Consider the following 17,445-nt stretch of genomic DNA (forward strand, 5'->3'; position numbering starts at 1 on the left):
CCAACTTCCAGAGGACTGTGTGCTCTAAACGCACGCTTGCGTTTTCGCGTCGGCTAGGTCGGGCACAGGGTGCCGTTGGCGGGAATTTTCCCGTCGACGAGGAAGGCGCGGGTCGCGTCGGTCACGCAGGGCGAGAACGTGAAGGCGCCGTGGCCGGTGCCCTGCCAGCCGATGCGGACCGAGGTGGGGAACTGGTCGGCCGCCTTCGCCGTGCCGGCCAAGGGCGTGACCGGGTCGTTGGCCGTCGTGATGACCAAGATCGGCGGGACGTTGGGCGTGCCGGCGGGCGGCAGTGGTTCGCGGCGGACCGGCCAAGGGCTGCACCAGGCCAGCTGCTGGGCGACGAGACCGCCGAAGAGCGGGTACTTGGCACGCATCGTCTGGGCGAACTTCTGGATCTGGTCGGTGGGCAAGCGGGTCGCGCTGTCGTTGCATTTGGTCGCGAGCGCGCCGTCGAGACGGGACGGCCGCACGCGCGTGTCGCTCAGCAGTGGCTCGATGAACGCGGTCAGTTTGGACACGTCGCCCGCGTTCGCGGCGCCGAGCGCGTCGGCCAGCTCCGGCCAGCGTGCCCGTTGCGCGAGGCCTGCCGAAATCGCGTGCAGCGCGATACCGGCGCCCGCGTCGGGCGACGGGTTCTTCCGCGATTTGTCCACGACCGACTTCAGCACGGCCGACGCGTCGCCGAGCGCGCACTTGCGAAGCGCGCAGTCCTGCGCGAAACCGTCCACTGTGGACTGCAAGCCTGCCGCGACGGCGTCGAGCGACGCCGAGGTGTCGGGCCCGGGGTCCGGCGCGCCGTCGAACACGAACCGGCCGGTCGTCGACGGAAAACGGACGGCGTAGCCGGTCAGCACCCGCGAGCCCTCGCCGTGGCCGAGCGCGTTCAGCTTGCTCACGCCGAGTTCCTCGCGCAGCTGCTCGAGATCGCCCGCGGCACGCCAGCTGTCGAGTGCGGTCTGGTTCGTGTCGAGCTCGATCGCGCACTGCTGGCCCGCTTTGCGCGCCGCGTCGAGCACGGCTTCGATCCCGGCTTCGGCCGCGGGATCCTGGTCGAGCAGGTCGGTACGCACGTTGCCGGGAATGCACTGCGCCGGCGCCGACTGCCCGCTGCCGCGCCGGTCGACGCCGATCAGCGAAAATTTCGTCAAGAAGTCCGGCGGCACCGACGCGGCCATTTTCGCGGCGAAAAGCGTGCCGGGATCCCCGTCGATGTCGTTGACCACGACCAGCGGGATCGACCCCGTGCCGACCTTGAGCACCGCCATCCGGCTGAGCCCCCGGTTCGGCAGATCGGGCGCGTCGAGCGTCGTCGCGACGCGCGCACAGCTCACCTTGAGGTTGCCCAGAGCCGCCGGCTGGTCGAGCCGGGCGCGGGTCTCCTCGTCGCAGTCGGTCCACTTGATCGTGGGCGACTTGGGCTCCTCCAGCGGAGGCAGCGGGATGGCCGGTTTGTTCCCGGCCGACACCGGAGCGGCAGGCCCATCGTTCGAGATCACTTCCGGCCTGGTCGACGGCCCGGCCGTGCACCCCGCGAGCGTGGCCGTCACCAGCGTCGCCGCCAGTAGTTTTCGCGAAGTTGCCGGGCGGCGCACGGGCACGTTCCTCACTATCTGCCTGCAGGGTGAAGTGAGCTTCGCATGATCGGTGTGGGACCGGGGTTAGCGGGTGCGCTTGACCTCGCCGCCGAACACCGCGTCCAGGTCGTACCGCGCGGGTTCGTCGAGCTGCGTGTACGTGCACGACGACGGCTCGCGGTCCGGCCGCCAGCGCTTGAACTGCGCGGTGTGCCGGAACCTGGACGGATACCCGCCCTCGGTGTGCTCGTAGCCGACTTCGACGACCCGTTCTATCCGCACCGGCACCCAGGCGTGTTCCGTCGCCCGCCAGCGGGTGATACCGCCGGGCAGCCGCTGGTTTTCGACCGTCCCGTCGATCCACGGGTGTTCGGCTTCGGTGATGAGCGGCGACAGCTCTTGGGCCAGTTCGCGACGACGAGTGGCCGGAAAGGAGCCGACGACGCCGACGTGGTGCAGCACCCCGTGCTCGTCGTACAGCCCGAGCAGGAACGATCCGATCGCCTCACCGGGTTCGCCGTCGACGTGCCAGCGCAGGCCGGCGAGCACACAGTCGGCCGTCCGCGAGTGCTTGTACTTGAACATGACGCGCTTGTTCTCCTGGTACGGCGCGTCCAGCGGCTTGCCGATCACCCCGTCCAGCCCAGCGCCCTCGAACAGCTCGAACCAGTGCCGCGCGGTTTCGGCGTCGGTCGTCGCCGGCGTGATGTTCAGCCCTTCGAGCTTCTCCAGCCGTTCGCGCCGCGCCGACGTCGGCTGCTCGATCAACGACTCGTCGCCGAGCGCCAGCAGGTCGAACGCGACGAACGCGGACGGGCTCGTCTCGGCCAGCAGCTTCACCCGGCTGGCCGCGGGGTGCACCCGCTCGGTCAGCGCGTCGAAATCGAGCTTGCCGTCCCTGGCCACCACGAGTTCGCCATCGAGCACGATCCGCTCCGGCAAGATCGCCTTGAGCTGCTCGACCATCTCGGGGAAGTACCGGTTCAGCGGTTTGCCCGCCCGCGACTGCAGCGTCAGCTCGTCGCCGTCGCGGAACACCAGGCAGCGGAAACCGTCCCATTTCGGCTCGAACAGCAGCTCACCCGAGTCGGGGATGGCCTTGGCCGGTTTGGCGAGCATCGGTTTGAACGGCGGGTTCAGCGGCAACGGCATGCGCGCCATTCTGCCTGTTCAGTCCCTGATCCGCCGGTACCGATGCATGGTGAAGCCGTCTTCGAGCAAAACGGACGCGAGCTCCATCCGGCGCGGGACGTCCGACGGCAAGCCCGAGACGATCCGCCCGGCGCCGGAGCCCGCCAGCAGCGGCGCGACCGTCAGGCAGAGCTGGTCCACCAGGTCGTGGGCGATGAGGTCGCCGAACAGGGTCGGCCCGCCCTCGCAGTTGACGCGAAACAGGCCACGTCGTCCCAGTTCGGCCAAAACCTGCCGGACGTCGACGGCCTGCTCACCGCTGACAACGATGTCGGCACCGGCCCGCGCCAGTGCCGCGGTTTTGTCGGCCGGTGCCCGTTCGCTGACGAAGAGGATCGGCGGCACCCGTGTGTCGGTGAACAGGGGAGCGGCCGGGTCGAGGTTCGCGCCTCCGGTGACCACGGCGATGGGCGGCACCGGCGCGAGACCGTGCCTTGCCCGGCGTTCCGCGCGTTCGCCGTTGGCGCGAGCGCCGCGATAGTTTTCGGCGCGAACCGTGCCACCGCCGACCAGCACGACGTCGCACAGGTCGCGCCCGAGTAGGAAGATCCGCTTGTCCGCGGGGTTTGATAAGCCTTCGGAAACGTCGTCGACGGTGACGGCCCCGTCAGCGGAACTGACGAAATTCGCCTGCACCCACGGCCGGTCGAGCCCCTCCGGGTAGCCGTAGAGCGCTTCGAGATCGGCGTCGGTCAGGTCGGTTCGGGGTGGGGTCGGCCACAGACGGTGCACGGTGCTCATCCCAGCACAGGCCGCCTGGCTACGCTTCTCAGCCATGCCACCCGCGCACCTGACCGACCGCCGCCCCGAGCTCGGGGCGGACGAGCTGATCTCGGCGCTGGTGCCGCCGCCACGCTTCGACACCGTGCGGTTCTCCACCTACGTGCCCAATCCCGACGAGCCGAGCCAGGCCGACGCGGTCGTCCGGTGCTCGGCCTTCGCGGACCGCGTCACCGCCGCCGCGGCCAAGAAACCCTCGCGGTTTCGTTCGCTGTTCGGCGGCGAGCGCCAGGACACCGGCCCGATGGGGATGTACCTCGACGGCGGGTTCGGCGTCGGCAAGACGCACCTGCTGGCCTCGACCTGGCATCAGGCGCCGGGCCCGAAGGCATACGGGACGTTCGTCGAGCTGACGCATCTGGTCGGCGCGCTCGGTTTCCCCGAGGCCGTTCGCCGGCTTTCCGAACATCGTGTGCTCGCGATCGACGAATTCGAGCTCGACGACCCCGGCGACACCATGCTCGTGGGGCGGCTGCTGCGCGAGCTGACCTCGGCGGGCGTTTTCGTCGCCGCGACGTCCAACACCCTTCCGGACAAGCTCGGCGAGGGCCGCTTCGCCGCTGAGGACTTCCTGCGCGAGATCCAGTCGCTTTCGCAGCGGTTCGCGGTGGTCAGGGTCGACGGCCCCGACTACCGCCATCGCGGCCTGCCCGACGCGCCGCCGCCGGTGACCGACGACGAGCTGGCCGCGTCGGCCGCGACGGTCGAGGGTTCGGCGCTGGACGATTTCGACGCCTTGTGCGCACATTTGGCCGACCTGCACCCCTCCCGGTACGGGCGGATGCTCGACGGTGTCACCAGGGTTCACCTGCGCGGCCTGCACCCGGCGCCCGACCAGAGCGTCGCACTGCGGCTGGTGGCGTTCGCCGACCGGCTCTACGACCGGGCGATTCCCGTGGTCGTGTCCGGCAGGCCGCTACCCGACCTGTTCACGGACGAGATGGTGAACGGTGGCTATCGGAAGAAGTATCTGCGTGCGGTGAGCCGGTTGACGGCGCTGGCGCGCGACGCCGGCAAACCTGTGCGCTGAGCAGGGCGAACGCGGACGCGAAGAGCACGCCGCCGATGATGTCGGTGGCGTAGTGGTAGTCGAGCCCGATCAACCCGATACCGGCCGCGACGACCAGGACGACGCTGAGCGCGGCGGTCAGCCCGCGCGCGACTCCGGGCCTGGCGATGACGACCAGCACGGTCAGCGTGGAGACCAAACTGACCGTGTGCCCGCTCGGGTAGGCGAGCCAGTCGTCGTAATGGCGACCAAATGCCGGTTTCAGTACCCAGGTGTTGACGGTGATCGCCACCGGTGTCGTCACCGCGACGAACACGACGTCCCGTGGTCGTTTTTCGACGAAACAGAGCAAGGCCGCGAGAAAGAGCAGCGGTATCAGCACATACGGCTGTGTCGAAGCCGCCAGCAAGCGCAGCAGCGGTTCGTCGCCGGCGAGACCACGGTCGATCGCGCCGCGGATCGCCGCGTCGAAGGCGCTGGGCCCGCTGTCACCCGCGAAGGTGACGCCCAGCGCGATCATGGCCACCAGGCATAGCCCGGCGACGAGCACGTTTCGGTTCACGGACCCCTCCTCGGCTGCCGAGCTTACGTGAGGGGAATGGGTAAACCATTCGCCAACGACGGCGTCTTCCGCGAGGATCTCGCGGTGGGTTTCCTCGAAGCCAGTGCGCTGGCATACCGGCTCAACGACGGCCGAGAGCTCTTCGGCGACGTGTCGTTCAAGGTTTCGGCGGGTGACGTCGTCGCGCTGGTCGGGGACAACGGCGCCGGCAAGACGACGCTGCTCCGGATACTGGGCGGAGAGCTGACCCCGTTGAGCGGTTCGTTCAACGTCCAAGGCGGCCTCGCGGTCATGCCGCAGTTCATCGGCTCGGTACGCGACGGCCGGACCGTCCGCGACCTGCTGCTGGATGTCGCGCCCCCGGCGTTGCGTGCCGCCGCGAAGGAACTGGACGACGTCGAACTCGCGCTGATGGAGACCGACGACGAACCGACCCAGATGCGCTACGCCGACGCGCTGACCGCGTGGGGTGAGGCGGGCGGCTACCAGATCGAGGTGCTCTGGGACACGGTCACCGTTGCCGCGCTCGGCGTGCCCTACGACCGCGCCCGGTTCCGCGACGTCGGCACTTTGTCCGGTGGCGAGCAAAAACGCCTGGTGCTGGAGACGCTCCTGCGCGGCCACGAACAGGTGCTCGTCCTCGACGAACCCGACAACTACCTCGACGTCCCCGGCAAGCGCTGGCTGGAGGAACGGCTCGCCGAATGCGACAAGGCGATCCTCTTGGTCAGCCACGACCGGGAGCTGCTCGCGGCCGCCGCGACGCACATCGTGTCGCTGGAAGGCAAAACCTGCTGGGTGCACAGCGGCGGTTTCACCACCTGGCACGACGCCCGCGTGTCCCGTGCCGATCGCATGGCCGAACTTCGGCGCCGCTGGGATGAAAAGCATCAGCAGCTCAAGGAGCTCGTGGTCAACCTGCAGCAGGCCGCCGCGGTCAGCCACGCGCTCGCGTCGCGGTACTCGGCCGCGCAGACCCGGCTCCGGAAATTCGAGGAGGAAGGCGCGCCCCCGTTGCCGCCCAAACCGCAAAAGGTCGCACCGCGGCTGCGGGGCGGCCGGACCGCGATCAGGGCGATCACCTGCGAGAACCTTGAGCTCACCGGCCTGATGAAGCCGTTCTCGACCGAGATCTTCTTCGGCGACCGGGTGTGCGTGCTGGGTTCGAATGGTTCCGGCAAGAGCCATTTCCTCCGCCTGCTCGCGGGTGAGCCGGTCAACCACACCGGCGTCCATCGGCTCGGTTCGCGCGTGCTGCCGGGCCTGTTCGCCCAAACGCATCAGCATCCCGAATGGGTCGGTAGGACACTGCTCGACATCCTCGGCTCCGGCGAAGGCCAGCGAGCCGGCCGTGACCGTGGCGCGGCGACCTCGGTGCTCAGCCGATACGGCCTGGCGGCTTCGGCCGAACAACGCTTCGAGTCGCTCTCCGGTGGCCAGCAGGCCCGTTTCCAGGTGCTGCTGCTCGAACTTTCGGGCGCGACGTTGCTGCTGCTCGACGAGCCGACCGACAACCTCGACCTCATTTCGGCCGAGGCACTGCAGGACGCGCTGGCCGAGTTCACCGGGACGGTCGTCGCCGTCACGCACGACCGCTGGTTCGCCCGCAGCTTCGACCGCTTCCTCGCGTTCGAGCCCGACGGCAAGGTGTCCGAAGTGGACGAGCCGATCTGGTCGCTGCGACGGGTGGCGCGCGCCCGCTAGTCGGAGACCGGTCCGCGTGGTCCCCGGAACGGCAACGTCTGGCTGTAGACGACGTTGGTCGTCGTACTGCCGAACTGCGCCAATTCGTCGATGAGCTTTTCGAGATGCGCCATGGAACCGGCGGCGACCTTGAGTGTGTAGCAGTCGTCGCCGGTCGTGCGCAGGCATTCCAAAATCTCGGATCGCTCCTCGAGCAACCGGTGCAACGGCTGATGCCGGCTACCCGGATACTTCAACCGCACCACGGCGAGCACCGGGAACCCGGCTTTCTCAAGGTTTACCTCGGCGCGATACCCGGTGATGACGCCCGTCGCTTCAAGCCGCTTGAGCCGTTCAGTGGTCGCAGAGGCGCTGAGGCTCACGCGTCGCCCCAGTTCGGTCAGTGCGATCCGGCCGTCTCGCTGGACCTCGGCCAGGATGGCCCAGTCCGTCGCGTCAAGACTCTCGGTCATGAGCCGAACCTACCGTGGTATCCACGGCGAAATCGTCCGAATGCCGTGATCGATCTCTTCAACGCCGGGGTGGTACGTGGATAGCCTTGGTCCATGCGACTTGGCGTGAACGTACCCAACTTCGGACCGGGCACCGACCCCGGCGTGTTGCGCGGCTGGGCGAAAACGGTGGAAGGACTGGATTTCGACCTGCTGATGGTGTCGGACCATGTAGTGGTGACCGACGACGTCGCGGTGGAGTATCCGGCACCGTTCTATGAGCCGTTCACCACGCTGTCCTGGTTCGCCGGGATCACCGACCGGGTCCGGCTGGGCACCACGGTGCTGGTCGTCCCGTATCGGGACCCGCTGCTCGTCGCGCGGATGGCCGCGAACCTCAACGACCTCAGCGGCGGGCGGTTCGTGCTCGGTGTCGGTGTCGGCTGGGCGAAGCAGGAGTTCGCCCAGCTCGGCGTTCCGTTCGAACGCCGTGGTCAGTTGACCGACGAATACCTTGGCCGAATTCGTTCCGCTTGGGCGAAGGCCGACGACTACCGGGCTGGCCACATTCCGATTTGGGTCGGCGGCAACAGCGAAGCGGCCATCCGGCGGACGAAAGCCTTCGGCGACGTGTGGCATCCGTTGCACTGCACCGTCGACTGGCTCGGCTCGGCCGTCGAGCGGACGAAACCTGAGGCCTTGGCTCCCAGGATCGCGTTGCGCCTGACCGAAGAGTCGGTCACCGGGACCGAACGGATCGCGGGCGAAGGCACGATCGATCAGGTCATCGACGATTTGCGTCAGATCAGCTCATTCGGCGCCGAAACCGTATTGCTCGACACCTACACGGGCGACCCCGCCGACACCCGCGACCCCGAAAAGGCTTGGCAGGCCTTGGCTACGGTCGTCGCGAAATGGAAGGAAGCGCAGTGAAACACCTCCACCGGGCCATCGAACTCGCCGCGGCCGCACGTGCGAACGGAAATCCGCCGTTCGGTTCGCTGCTCGTCGGTCCGCAGGGCGACGTGCTCGCCGAAGAGCAGAACACGTCCATCACCGATTCGGACATCACGGCCCACCCCGAGCTGAAGCTCGCCCGCTGGGCCGCCCGCGAACTCGACCCGGAGACCGCGGCCGGCACGGTGATGTACACGAGCTGCCAGCCCTGCGGGATGTGCACCGGCGCGATCGAACGTTCCGGCCTCGGTCGAGTCGTCTTCGCCTTGTCGAATGAGCAGCTCATGGACCTCAAGCCCGGCGGCGGGTTCGCGCCCGTGCCGCAGGAAGGTCCCGCGTTGTTCGACGAGGCGCGGTTGCCGGTCGACGGCTACTACCGCTGACCCGTGCAGAAGGTGGGGGCATGCGTATTTCGGTGGTCGGCGGGGGAGTGATCGGGCTCAGCTGCGCACTGCGGCTGAGCCGGGCGGGGCATGACGTCACCGTCGTCACGGCGGACAAACCCGAGCACACGACGTCGGCGGTCGCTGGCGGGCTCGTCTTCCCGCCCCGCGGCACCGAACCCTTCGCTTTGTGTGCGAAATGGACAAGAGCCACGGTCGGCGAACTAGAGCGATCCGGCGCGCCCGGCGTCCGTTCCCTGCCCGGCAGGCTCATGCTGTCCTCCCGTGACGACGATCCTGGCTGGGCGTCGACGCTGCCCGGCGCCACCTGGAGCGGCGACACTCTCGCGTTTACCACCGCTGTCGTCGACACCCCGGTGTACCTCGGCTGGCTGGCCGCCGCAGTCGCGGCCGCAGGCGTGCGCGCCGAGCACCGGCGTGTTCGGAATCTGGCCGAACTGCAGGCGGACATCGTCGTCAACGCGGCCGGTCTCGGCGGTGGTGTGCTCGCGGGCGACGATTCCGTGTCCCCGATCGGCGGTCAGGTCGTCCATTTCGCCGACCCCGGTCTCACGGAGTGGGCCGTGGACGATCGGTCGCCGGTCACGACATACGCCATTCCACACGGCGGCCATGTGGTCTGTGGTGGCACGAAAGAACCCGGCCGCCGCACGCTCGAGCCCGACCCGGCCGTGGCCCAGGACATCGTCCACCGTGCCCGCCTGCTCGTCCCCGCACTCGGCGGCGCGCGGGTGGTCGGCACCAAAGTCGGCCTGCGCCCCCATCGCCCCGAAGTCAGGCTCGAGCGCGTCGGCGATGTCGTCCATTGCTATGGCCACGGCGGCGCGGGAATCACCCTGTCATGGGGTTGTGCGGACGAAGTGGCACGGTTGGTCACCTGATCGTCCGACACCTTCGGGTAATTGCGGGATTTTCTCCGGTTGCTATGTTGAAAAACGGAGCAAAACCACGTGAGAGGAATTCACGTATTCGTCGAAAGCAATAAATCCGTTCGCCGGGATTCGTTGCCGAAAGGGATCGCCGTGCTCGAAACCGACATAGTGACCTGGAGTCGTACGGTATTCGACGACGCACTCCACGCCGCCGTACGGAGTCTGCCCGAATCGTTCGCCCGCGTCGCCGGCTACCACTTCGGCTGGCTGGACGCCACGGGTTCGCCGGTGGAAGCCAACCAGGGCAAGGCGATCCGCCCCACGCTCGCCTTGCTCTCGGCCGAAGCCGTCCACGGCGCCGCCGATGACGCGATCCCCGCGGCCGTCGCCGTCGAATTGGTGCACAATTTCTCACTCCTGCACGACGATGTGCTCGACGGCGACGAAATGCGACGCCATCGCCCGACCGCGTGGACGGTTTTCGGCACCGGCCCGGCGATTTTGACCGGAGACGCACTACTCACCTTGGCATTCGACGTGCTCGCCACCGGCGGCGGCCCACTGGCGATGCCCGCGATGCGCGAACTCGGCGCCGCGGTCCTCCAGCTGCAAGAAGGCCAGAGCGCGGACGTTTCCTTCGAACGCCGCACCGACGTCGATGTGCACGAATGCGTGAGCATGTCCAACGGGAAGACCGGCGCGCTGCTCGGGTGCGCCTGCGCGATCGGCGCCCAATTCGGCGGCGGAACGCCCGACCAGGTGTCGCATCTGCGGCAGTTCGGCGAGCGACTCGGACTCGCCTTTCAGCTCGTCGACGACATGCTGGGTATCTGGGGCGACCCGGAGACGACCGGCAAACCGGTGTTCTCCGACCTTCTCGCGCACAAGAAGTCCTTGCCTGTCGTGGTCGCCCTGAACTCCGGAACCTCCGCGGGCCGCCAGCTGGCCGAGCTGTATTGCCGCGACGAGTCGCTCTCGGAAGCCGACCTCGCCTTCGCCGCGGACCTGGTCGATCTCGCGGGCGGCCGGACCTGGGCCCGGATCCAAGCCGACCAGCAACTCGCCCGCGCGATGCACCACCTGTCGGCGGCGGCCGCCGAGCCGCACGCGGCCACGGAACTGGCCGCGCTGGCGAGACTCGTCACCTGCCGCGACCGATAGGACCGGGCGGCCGCCGGAACCGAGGCGCAACCGCTCCGAGTGGCTGCCCTTGTCCGTCCGGTCGACGAGAGTGGTCGATCACTCAAGACCGAGCGGCCACCAGTTTCGCGTGATCGGCCTCGGTCTGATCGGCGTACCGGACGGCGAACCGGCCGATCGCTTCATCGAGATCGTCATCGTCGTCGAAATATCCGGCGAGCAGCTGCGGATGCAGCGACCGCGAGTGCGCGCGGGCGAGCAACGCGCCCGCCAGGCGGCCGTAGTCGTCCAAATGGCCCGCGTTGAGTGCCGACGGGTCGATGTCGCCCTTGAGATTCCGGAATTGCCGCACGATGAACGGCCGCCCGTCGATCGTCGTCCAGCCCAGCAGGATGTCCGTCTCCGCCTGCACGAGCCGAGCGCCTTCGACGATCCGCTCGCCTTCGTGCTCGTGCGCGGGAATGTCCAGAAAAGGCGCCAAAGCCGACGGCCGCGCTTCCTTTACCTGCAACACCAGGTCTTCGTCCTCATTGCCGTGCAACAGGACGACGTAGCTGCGCAACCCGACACTGCCGGTGCCGACCACCCGGAAGGCCACATCGGACACCCGGTACCGCGCGATCAGGTTTCGTCGCGAGGAGCGCAACGTGTCCACATAACCGACCAAACCGCCGAACACCGACTCGGCGACGGCATCGTCCACATGCCGCAGCACCGGCGGATCCTCGACGAACCGGTTGCGCTTCATCCCGGTCGTGTGGTCGTCGATGCGCCGTGTCCATTTGGCGGCCACTTTGGCGCTCGTGTTCTTCCGCGCCTTCTCGGCCGCTTCCTCGAAGTCGTCGATCAGGTCATGCGCCTTCACCTTGCTCAGCACGGAGGCGTCCGGCAGCGCGTTCCACGACCGCAGATACGGCAGCTCGGCCAGCCCGCGGATCGTCCGCCGATACGACTTGACCGCGTCTTCGGCGGCCTCGGCGCACCGCGACTCGCCGACCCCGCCCTCGCGGCCCGCCAGCACAAGGCTCGCGGCGAGCCGCTTCAGATCCCATTCCCACGGTCCGGGCACGGTCTCGTCGAAGTCGTTGATGTCCATCACGATCTGGCCGTCCGGCGTGCCGTAGAGACCGAAGTTCGCCGCGTGCGCGTCACCGCACAGCTGCGCGCTCAGTCCGCTCGACGGCGTGCCTGCCAGATCGGCGGCCATCAGCCCGGCCGCGCCGCGGAAGAAGGCGAACGGCGACGCCGCCATCCGCTCCAGGCGCAGGTCGATCAGCTCGGGCAGTCGCCCGGAGTTGCTGGTTTCGACGAAATCCAGCGCATCCGGACGGCCCGAGCCCGCCGCGTCGTGATCATGCGACTTCGCCGGGGTGGCGTCACGCAGCGCCCGCCCCCGGTCGAACAGCTCCTCCGGATCGACACCCTCCGAGCCCAGCAGCGCGCGGCCCGCCCATGTTCCTGGTTCCACGAGATGTCAACGTACGGGAGCTGTCAAAGTTTCATGACGGCTTGATGACCTGCGCGATGGCGTCGATCCCACGGTCCAGTTCGGCCTTGGTGATCACGAGCGGCGGCGCGACACGGAGCGTGGCGTCGTGCGTCTCCTTGCACAGGACTCCCAGCTTGGCCAGCGCCAACGACGCGTCGCGCCCGGTCGGTCCGCCAGGACTGATGTCGATGCCTGCCCACAGCCCACGGCCGCGGACCTCCGCGAGCCCCTTGCCGACCAGCTCGCCGAGCCGTCCGTGCAGGTGGGCGCCCAGTTCCGTGGATCGCTCCTGGAATTCGCCGGTCGCCAGCAGCCGGATGACCGCCCGGCCGACGGCGCAGGCCAGCGGGTTGCCGCCGAACGTCGAGCCGTGCTCGCCGGGCTTCAGCACACCCAGCACGGCCCTGCTGCCGACCACCGCCGAAACCGGCATGATCCCGCCGCCGAGCGCCTTGCCCAGCGTGTACAGATCCGCGCGCACGCCTTCGTGGTCGAGCGCCAGCAGCTTGCCGGTCCGCGCGAGCCCCGACTGGATCTCGTCCGCGATGAGCAGCGCACCCGCTTCGTCACACAGGCGGCGCGCCTCGGCGAAGTACCCGGCAGGCGGCACGATGACGCCGGCTTCGCCCTGGATCGGCTCCAGCAGGACGGCCGCAGTCCGCTCGGTGATCGCGTCACGAAGCGCGGCGGCGTCGCCGTATTTCACGGTCACGAAGCCCGGGGTGAACGGGCCGAAATCCGCCCGCGCGGTCTCGTCGGTCGAGAATGACACGATCGTGGTCGTCCGGCCGTGGAAGTTCGACCCCGCGACGACGATCTCGGCCGCGCCGTCCGGTACACCCTTGACCTGGTAGGCCCACTTGCGGGCGACCTTCACGCCGGACTCGACGGCCTCGGCACCTGAGTTCATCGGCAGCACCATCTCGGTGCCGGTCAGGCCGGCCAGCTCCTGGCAGTACAGCCCCAGCTGGTCGTGGTGGAACGCGCGCGAGGTCAGCGTCACCCGGTCGAGCTGATCCTTGGCCGCCGCGATCAGCGCCGGATGGCGGTGCCCGAAGTTCATCGCGGAGTAGCCGGAGAGGAAGTCCAGGTAGCTCTTGCCTTCGACGTCGGTGACCGAAGCACCTTCGGCCTCGGCGATCACCACGCCGAGCGGGTGGTAGTTGTGCGTGCTCCAGCGGTCGTCAAGCGCGATGTAGTCAGACGTGGTGGTGGGTCCGGCGAACGTCGTCATCGCATCAGGTTAAGGCCTGCAGGTGGAGACTTCAGCCGGGAATCATTGCTTTCAAGACTCGTTCGTTGCGCAGTTGTGCTCTGCCGAGGCGAATTGTTGCGTGCCAGTTTCGAAGCGCGTCACCGGCGCGGACTGGCTATGTTCACGGGATGGCCAAACGAGTACGAGAGGCGTTGCGGTTCACCAAGGGCACCCCGCTGCTGGACCCCGGCGCGTTCCCCATCGGCCCGGACAAGAAGGCGAAGGGCGAGAAGAAGCTCATCGCCACCGGCCGTCTCCTCGAGCAGCGCCAGGAGGCGCTCTACGCGGAGGGCGTCGGCGGCGGTAACCGCAGCCTGCTGCTCGTGCTGCAGGGCATGGACACTTCGGGCAAGGGCGGCACGGTGGGCCATGTCCTCGGCCTCGTCAATCCGATGGGCGTGCATTACACGGCGTTCAAGAAGCCGACCGCCGCCGAGCGGCGGCACCACTATCTGTGGCGTATTCGACGGCAACTGCCCAAACCAGGCCAGGTCGGCGTGTTCGACCGCTCGCACTACGAGGACATCCTCGTGCCGCGCGTGCAGGGCCTGCTGACCGCCGAGGAACGGCGCAGGAGGTACGCCGAGATCAACGCGTTCGAGCGGGAACTCGCCGACGCAGGCACCACCGTGCTCAAGGTGTTTCTGCACATCTCGTCCGAGGAGCAGTACAAGCGGCTCAAGGCCAGGCTGGTCACGCCCGAGAAGGCGTGGAAGTACAACCCGGCCGATCTCGACGCCCGCGCCCAGTGGGACGACTACCAGAAGGCCTACCTCGACATCTTCGCCAAGACGAGCGCGACGCCATGGCATATCGTGCCCGCCGACCACAAGTGGTACCGGAACTGGCTCGTCGCCCATCTGCTCGCGGAGACTTTGGACGAAATGGACCCGCGGTTCCCCGAACCTGACTTTGCAGTCGACGAAGAACTCGCGAAACTCGACACTGTTGGCGTACCCGCCTGACTTTCTGAGAGAGTGCGCGGCGTGACCGACTCAGCCCTCGAGGCTCTTCCGTTCCTCCGCAAGCAGGCTCGCACCCAGAGGTTCACGCTCGGCGCGCCCAAGGAGTTCAAGGTCGCCCCGGACGGTTCGCGTGTGCTGTTCCTGCGCGCCGAGTCCGGCGTCGACCCTCGCAACAGCCTGTGGTCGCTCGACCTCGCTTCCGGCACCGAATCGAAGCTGGTCGACGCGGCTGAACTGCTGCCAGGCGAAGAAAACCTGCCGCCGGAAGAGCGTGCCAGGCGCGAACGCAGCCGTGAGTCCGGCGGCGGTGTCGTCGGTTACGCGGTCGACGACGCGTTCACCGTCGCGGCGTTCACTTTGTCCGGAAAGCTGTACACACTCGACCTCGCGTCCGGGGAGGTGAAGGTCCTCGTCGACAGCTCTGTCGTCGATCCGCGGCCGAATCCGACCGGCACGCACATCGCCTATGTGCGTGATCGGCGGCTTCGGGTGATCGACCTCACAACGGGCGAAGATCGTCTGCTGGTCGACGAGGAAGGCGAGGACATCGCCTGGGGGCTCGCCGAGTTCATCGCCGCAGAGGAGCTCGGCCGCGCTCGTGGCTACTGGTGGTCGCCGGACGGGCAAAGCCTGCTCGTCGAGCGCTCCGACCGCGGCGCCGTGCCGCGCTGGACGATCGCCGACCCGGCCAATCCGCAGGCGGCTGCCAACGTTGTCGCGTATCCGGCCGCGGGTTCGGCCAATGTGGACGTGTCGCTGTCCTTCCTCGGCCTGGACGGCGGACGCGTCGACCTGGCGCCGGGCGAGTGGGAGTACCTCGTCGCCGTGCACTGGTCGACCGGCGGGAAGCCATTGGTCACCGTGCAGTCCAGGGACCAGCGCACGCTCGAGATCCTCGCGGCGGACCCAGTCGACGGATCGGTCACCACGCTGCACACCGAGACCGACCCCCACTGGGTCGAGATCACTCCCGGCGTGCCCGCGTGGACCACGGACGGCAGGCTGGTCAGGGAAAGCGCGACGGACGGCAGCCACCGGCTGTTCATCGACGGCGAACCCGTCACCGAGCCATCGCTGCAGGTCCGGTCCGTGCTGCAGGTCGGCGCCGAAGTGCTGTTCAGCGCTTCGGACGAAGACTCGACACAGATACACGTCTATCGCACCGAAAACGGCAAAGTGCGCCGTTTGTCGACGACGGACGGTGTGCATGTCGGCGCCGGTTCGGCCGAACTCACGGTGATCGCGAGCTGGAGTCTCCAGTACAGCGGCCCCGACGTCAGCGTCCTGTCCGATGGCGAACCGGTCGCGAAGATCACCTCCGCCGCCGTCGATCCCGGCATCGTGCCCAACCTGCGGTGGCTGGCACTCGGCGAGCGAGGCCTGCGCGCCGCGTTGCTGATGCCGACGGGCTATCGCGAGGAGGACGGCAAGCTGCCGGTCCTGCTCGACCCGTACGGCGGTCCGCACGCGCAGCGGGTGTTGCAGAGCCGCAACGCGTTCCTGACCTCGCAATGGCTGGCCGACCAGGGCTTCGCCGTGCTGGTCGCCGACGGCCGCGGCACGCCGGGCCGCGGTCCGGCCTGGGAAAAGGAGGTCGCGGGCGAATTCGCGTCGATCACCTTGGCCGACCAGGTCGACGCCCTGCACGCCGCGGCCGAGGTCGAGCCCGCGCTCGACCTCGGCCGGGTCGCGATCCGCGGCTGGTCGTATGGCGGCTATCTGTCGGCGCTCGCGGTGCTGCGCAGGCCGGATGTCTTCCACGCGGGCGTCGCCGGCGCGCCGGTCACCGACTGGGCGCTGTACGACACGCACTACACGGAGCGGTATCTCGGCACCCCGCAGGACAACCCCGACGTCTACGAGCGGAATTCGCTGATCGCGGACGATTTGACGCGGGCGCTGCTGATCGTGCACGGATTGGCCGACGACAACGTGTTCGTCGCGCACGCGCTCAGGTTGTCGTCGGCATTGCTCGCGAAGGGCCGCAGGCACGTGTTCCTGCCGCTCGCCGGCGCGACGCACATGTCGCCGCAAGCGGAGGAAGTCGCCGAGAATCTGATGCGCACCCAGGTCGAGTGGATCAAGCGGGAACTCGCCGCTGTCAAGGAGGACGTCGCGTGAAGCGTTGGGGTATCACCATCCCGTTGACCGGGGTGCCGCTGGCCGCGCACCGCGAGCTGGTCGAGCAGCTGCCGGATCTGGGCTACACCGACGCCTGGTCGGCGGAAACGGCCGGGGTGGACGCGTTCACCCCGCTCGCGCTGGCCTCGCAGTGGGCACCGCAGCTGCGGCTCGGCACGGCCATCGTGCCCGTGTACACGCGTGGCCCAGGCCTGCTCGCGATGAGCGCGGCCACCATCGCGGAGCTCGCGCCTGGCCGGTTCGTGCTCGGTATCGGCGCTTCGTCGCCGGTGATCGTCAAAAATTGGAACGCGGCGGAGTTCGAAGCGCCGTTCGCGCGCTCTCGGGACACTTTGCGCTTCCTGCGCGCCGCGCTGGCGGGCGAGAAGGTCAGCGAGACCTACGAAACGTTCGCAGTCAACAAGTTCCGTTTGGAGCGCCCGTCGGACCCGCCGCCGTCGATCATGCTCGCCGCGCTCCGGCCGGGCATGCTGCGTCTCGCCGCGAAGGAGGCGGACGGCGCGATCACCAACTGGCTCGCGCCGACCGACGTGCCCCGGATCCGCGAGGAGATCGGCCCGGACGTCGAACTCGCCGCCCGTATTTTCGTCTGCCCGACGACGGACGCCGCCGCCGCGCGAGGGCTCGGGCGGATGCTGATCAGCAGCTATCTGACGGTTCCGGTGTACGCGGCCTTCCATGACTGGCTCGGCCGCGGCGAGGCGCTCGCGCCGATGCACGAGGCGTGGGCGGCCGGCGACCGGCAGAAGGCCAACCAGGTCATCCCGGACGAGGTGGTCGACGACCTGATCGTGCACGGCAGCGTCGAAGAGTGCCGCGAGAAGGTCCAGGCCTACGTGGACAATGGCCTGACGACGCCGATCATCGCCCTGCTCCCGACCGGTGACGATCCGTTCGATCAGGTACGCGGCCTGGCGCCGAAGAGCTGATCCGGCCCGGCGGGTTCCATCCGGAGCCCGCCGACCGG

16 protein-coding genes are annotated in these 17,445 nt (G+C 68.4%); 9 read left to right on the top strand and 7 right to left on the bottom strand.

What is annotated here, in order from left to right; all coding sequences use genetic code 11:
* Positions 1 to 53: 53 nt before the first annotated feature.
* The 3 genes from ACFV15_RS02380 to ACFV15_RS02390 form a co-directional block, all read right to left on the bottom strand.
* Positions 54 to 1,595, bottom strand: a complete 1,542-nt coding sequence (locus tag ACFV15_RS02380; RefSeq protein WP_378348327.1) for an alpha/beta hydrolase — start codon at positions 1,593 to 1,595, stop codon at positions 54 to 56.
* Between the two features lie 66 nt (positions 1,596 to 1,661).
* Positions 1,662 to 2,729, bottom strand: a complete 1,068-nt coding sequence (locus ACFV15_RS02385) for an ATP-dependent DNA ligase (protein ID WP_378348328.1) — start codon at positions 2,727 to 2,729, stop codon at positions 1,662 to 1,664.
* Positions 2,730 to 2,747: 18 nt separating this feature from the next.
* Positions 2,748 to 3,509 carry a pyrimidine reductase family protein gene (locus ACFV15_RS02390; RefSeq protein ID WP_378348446.1) on the bottom strand — a complete coding sequence of 254 codons (762 nt, stop codon included), beginning with the start codon at positions 3,507 to 3,509 and terminating at the stop codon, positions 2,748 to 2,750.
* Between the two features lie 34 nt (positions 3,510 to 3,543).
* Here ACFV15_RS02390 and zapE point away from each other — a divergent pair, with 34 nt between their 5' ends.
* Positions 3,544 to 4,578 (top strand): cell division protein ZapE, encoded by a 1,035-nt coding sequence (zapE, locus tag ACFV15_RS02395; protein ID WP_378348329.1) that lies wholly within the window; start codon positions 3,544 to 3,546, stop codon positions 4,576 to 4,578.
* Here zapE and ACFV15_RS02400 read toward each other — a convergent pair.
* Positions 4,478 to 5,119 (bottom strand): phosphatase PAP2 family protein, encoded by a 642-nt coding sequence (locus tag ACFV15_RS02400; RefSeq protein ID WP_378348330.1) that lies wholly within the window; start codon positions 5,117 to 5,119, stop codon positions 4,478 to 4,480. The two genes, zapE and ACFV15_RS02400, sit on opposite strands and share 101 nt — an antisense overlap.
* A gap of 36 nt (positions 5,120 to 5,155) precedes the next feature.
* On the opposite strand from ACFV15_RS02400, the gene ACFV15_RS02405 reads away from it, so the two are divergent.
* Complete coding sequence (locus tag ACFV15_RS02405) at positions 5,156 to 6,823, top strand: ABC-F family ATP-binding cassette domain-containing protein (protein WP_378348331.1); 1,668 nt, start codon at positions 5,156 to 5,158, stop codon at positions 6,821 to 6,823.
* Here the strand turns inward: ACFV15_RS02405 and ACFV15_RS02410 are convergent.
* Positions 6,820 to 7,275, bottom strand: a complete 456-nt coding sequence (locus tag ACFV15_RS02410) for an Lrp/AsnC family transcriptional regulator (RefSeq protein WP_378348332.1) — start codon at positions 7,273 to 7,275, stop codon at positions 6,820 to 6,822. The genes ACFV15_RS02405 and ACFV15_RS02410 overlap by 4 nt on opposite strands.
* Before the next feature lie 93 nt (positions 7,276 to 7,368).
* Between ACFV15_RS02410 and ACFV15_RS02415 the strand changes: the two genes are divergently transcribed.
* From ACFV15_RS02415 to ACFV15_RS02430, 4 genes are all read left to right on the top strand, one after another.
* Complete coding sequence (locus tag ACFV15_RS02415) at positions 7,369 to 8,187, top strand: LLM class flavin-dependent oxidoreductase (RefSeq protein ID WP_378348333.1); 819 nt, start codon at positions 7,369 to 7,371, stop codon at positions 8,185 to 8,187.
* Positions 8,169 to 8,594, top strand: coding sequence for a nucleoside deaminase (locus ACFV15_RS02420; protein WP_378348334.1), 426 nt, complete (start codon positions 8,169 to 8,171; stop codon positions 8,592 to 8,594). The genes ACFV15_RS02415 and ACFV15_RS02420 overlap by 19 nt, the downstream gene beginning before the upstream one ends.
* Before the next feature lie 20 nt (positions 8,595 to 8,614).
* Positions 8,615 to 9,496, top strand: coding sequence for an NAD(P)/FAD-dependent oxidoreductase (locus tag ACFV15_RS02425; RefSeq protein WP_378348335.1), 882 nt, complete (start codon positions 8,615 to 8,617; stop codon positions 9,494 to 9,496).
* Between the two features lie 135 nt (positions 9,497 to 9,631).
* Positions 9,632 to 10,648 (top strand): family 2 encapsulin nanocompartment cargo protein polyprenyl transferase, encoded by a 1,017-nt coding sequence (locus ACFV15_RS02430; RefSeq protein WP_378348447.1) that lies wholly within the window; start codon positions 9,632 to 9,634, stop codon positions 10,646 to 10,648.
* Positions 10,649 to 10,730: 82 nt separating this feature from the next.
* Here ACFV15_RS02430 and ACFV15_RS02435 read toward each other — a convergent pair whose 3' ends face one another.
* Positions 10,731 to 12,095 carry a DUF2252 domain-containing protein gene (locus ACFV15_RS02435; protein ID WP_378348336.1) on the bottom strand — a complete coding sequence of 455 codons (1,365 nt, stop codon included), beginning with the start codon at positions 12,093 to 12,095 and terminating at the stop codon, positions 10,731 to 10,733.
* Positions 12,096 to 12,126: 31 nt separating this feature from the next.
* Positions 12,127 to 13,350 carry an ornithine--oxo-acid transaminase gene (gene rocD / locus ACFV15_RS02440; protein WP_378348337.1) on the bottom strand — a complete coding sequence of 408 codons (1,224 nt, stop codon included), beginning with the start codon at positions 13,348 to 13,350 and terminating at the stop codon, positions 12,127 to 12,129.
* 149 nt (positions 13,351 to 13,499) lie between these two features.
* Between rocD and ACFV15_RS02445 the strand changes: the two genes are divergently transcribed.
* From ACFV15_RS02445 to ACFV15_RS02455, 3 genes are read left to right on the top strand one after another with little or no spacing between them, the layout of a single operon-like run.
* The gene (locus tag ACFV15_RS02445) at positions 13,500 to 14,336 is read left to right on the top strand and encodes a PPK2 family polyphosphate kinase (protein ID WP_378348338.1); all 837 of its coding nucleotides are present in this window, start codon (positions 13,500 to 13,502) and stop codon (positions 14,334 to 14,336) included.
* A 21-nt stretch (positions 14,337 to 14,357) separates the two neighbouring features.
* The gene (locus tag ACFV15_RS02450; protein ID WP_378348339.1) at positions 14,358 to 16,457 is read left to right on the top strand and encodes a prolyl oligopeptidase family serine peptidase; all 2,100 of its coding nucleotides are present in this window, start codon (positions 14,358 to 14,360) and stop codon (positions 16,455 to 16,457) included.
* On the top strand, positions 16,454 to 17,407 hold the full coding sequence (locus tag ACFV15_RS02455; RefSeq protein ID WP_378348340.1) for an LLM class F420-dependent oxidoreductase: 954 nt from the start codon (positions 16,454 to 16,456) through the stop codon (positions 17,405 to 17,407). The genes ACFV15_RS02450 and ACFV15_RS02455 overlap by 4 nt, the downstream gene beginning before the upstream one ends.
* The last annotated feature ends 38 nt before the right edge of the window (positions 17,408 to 17,445 follow it).

Origin of the sequence: Amycolatopsis sp. NPDC059657 (assembly GCF_042734395.1) — a bacterium.
GTDB lineage: Bacteria > Actinomycetota > Actinomycetes > Mycobacteriales > Pseudonocardiaceae > Amycolatopsis.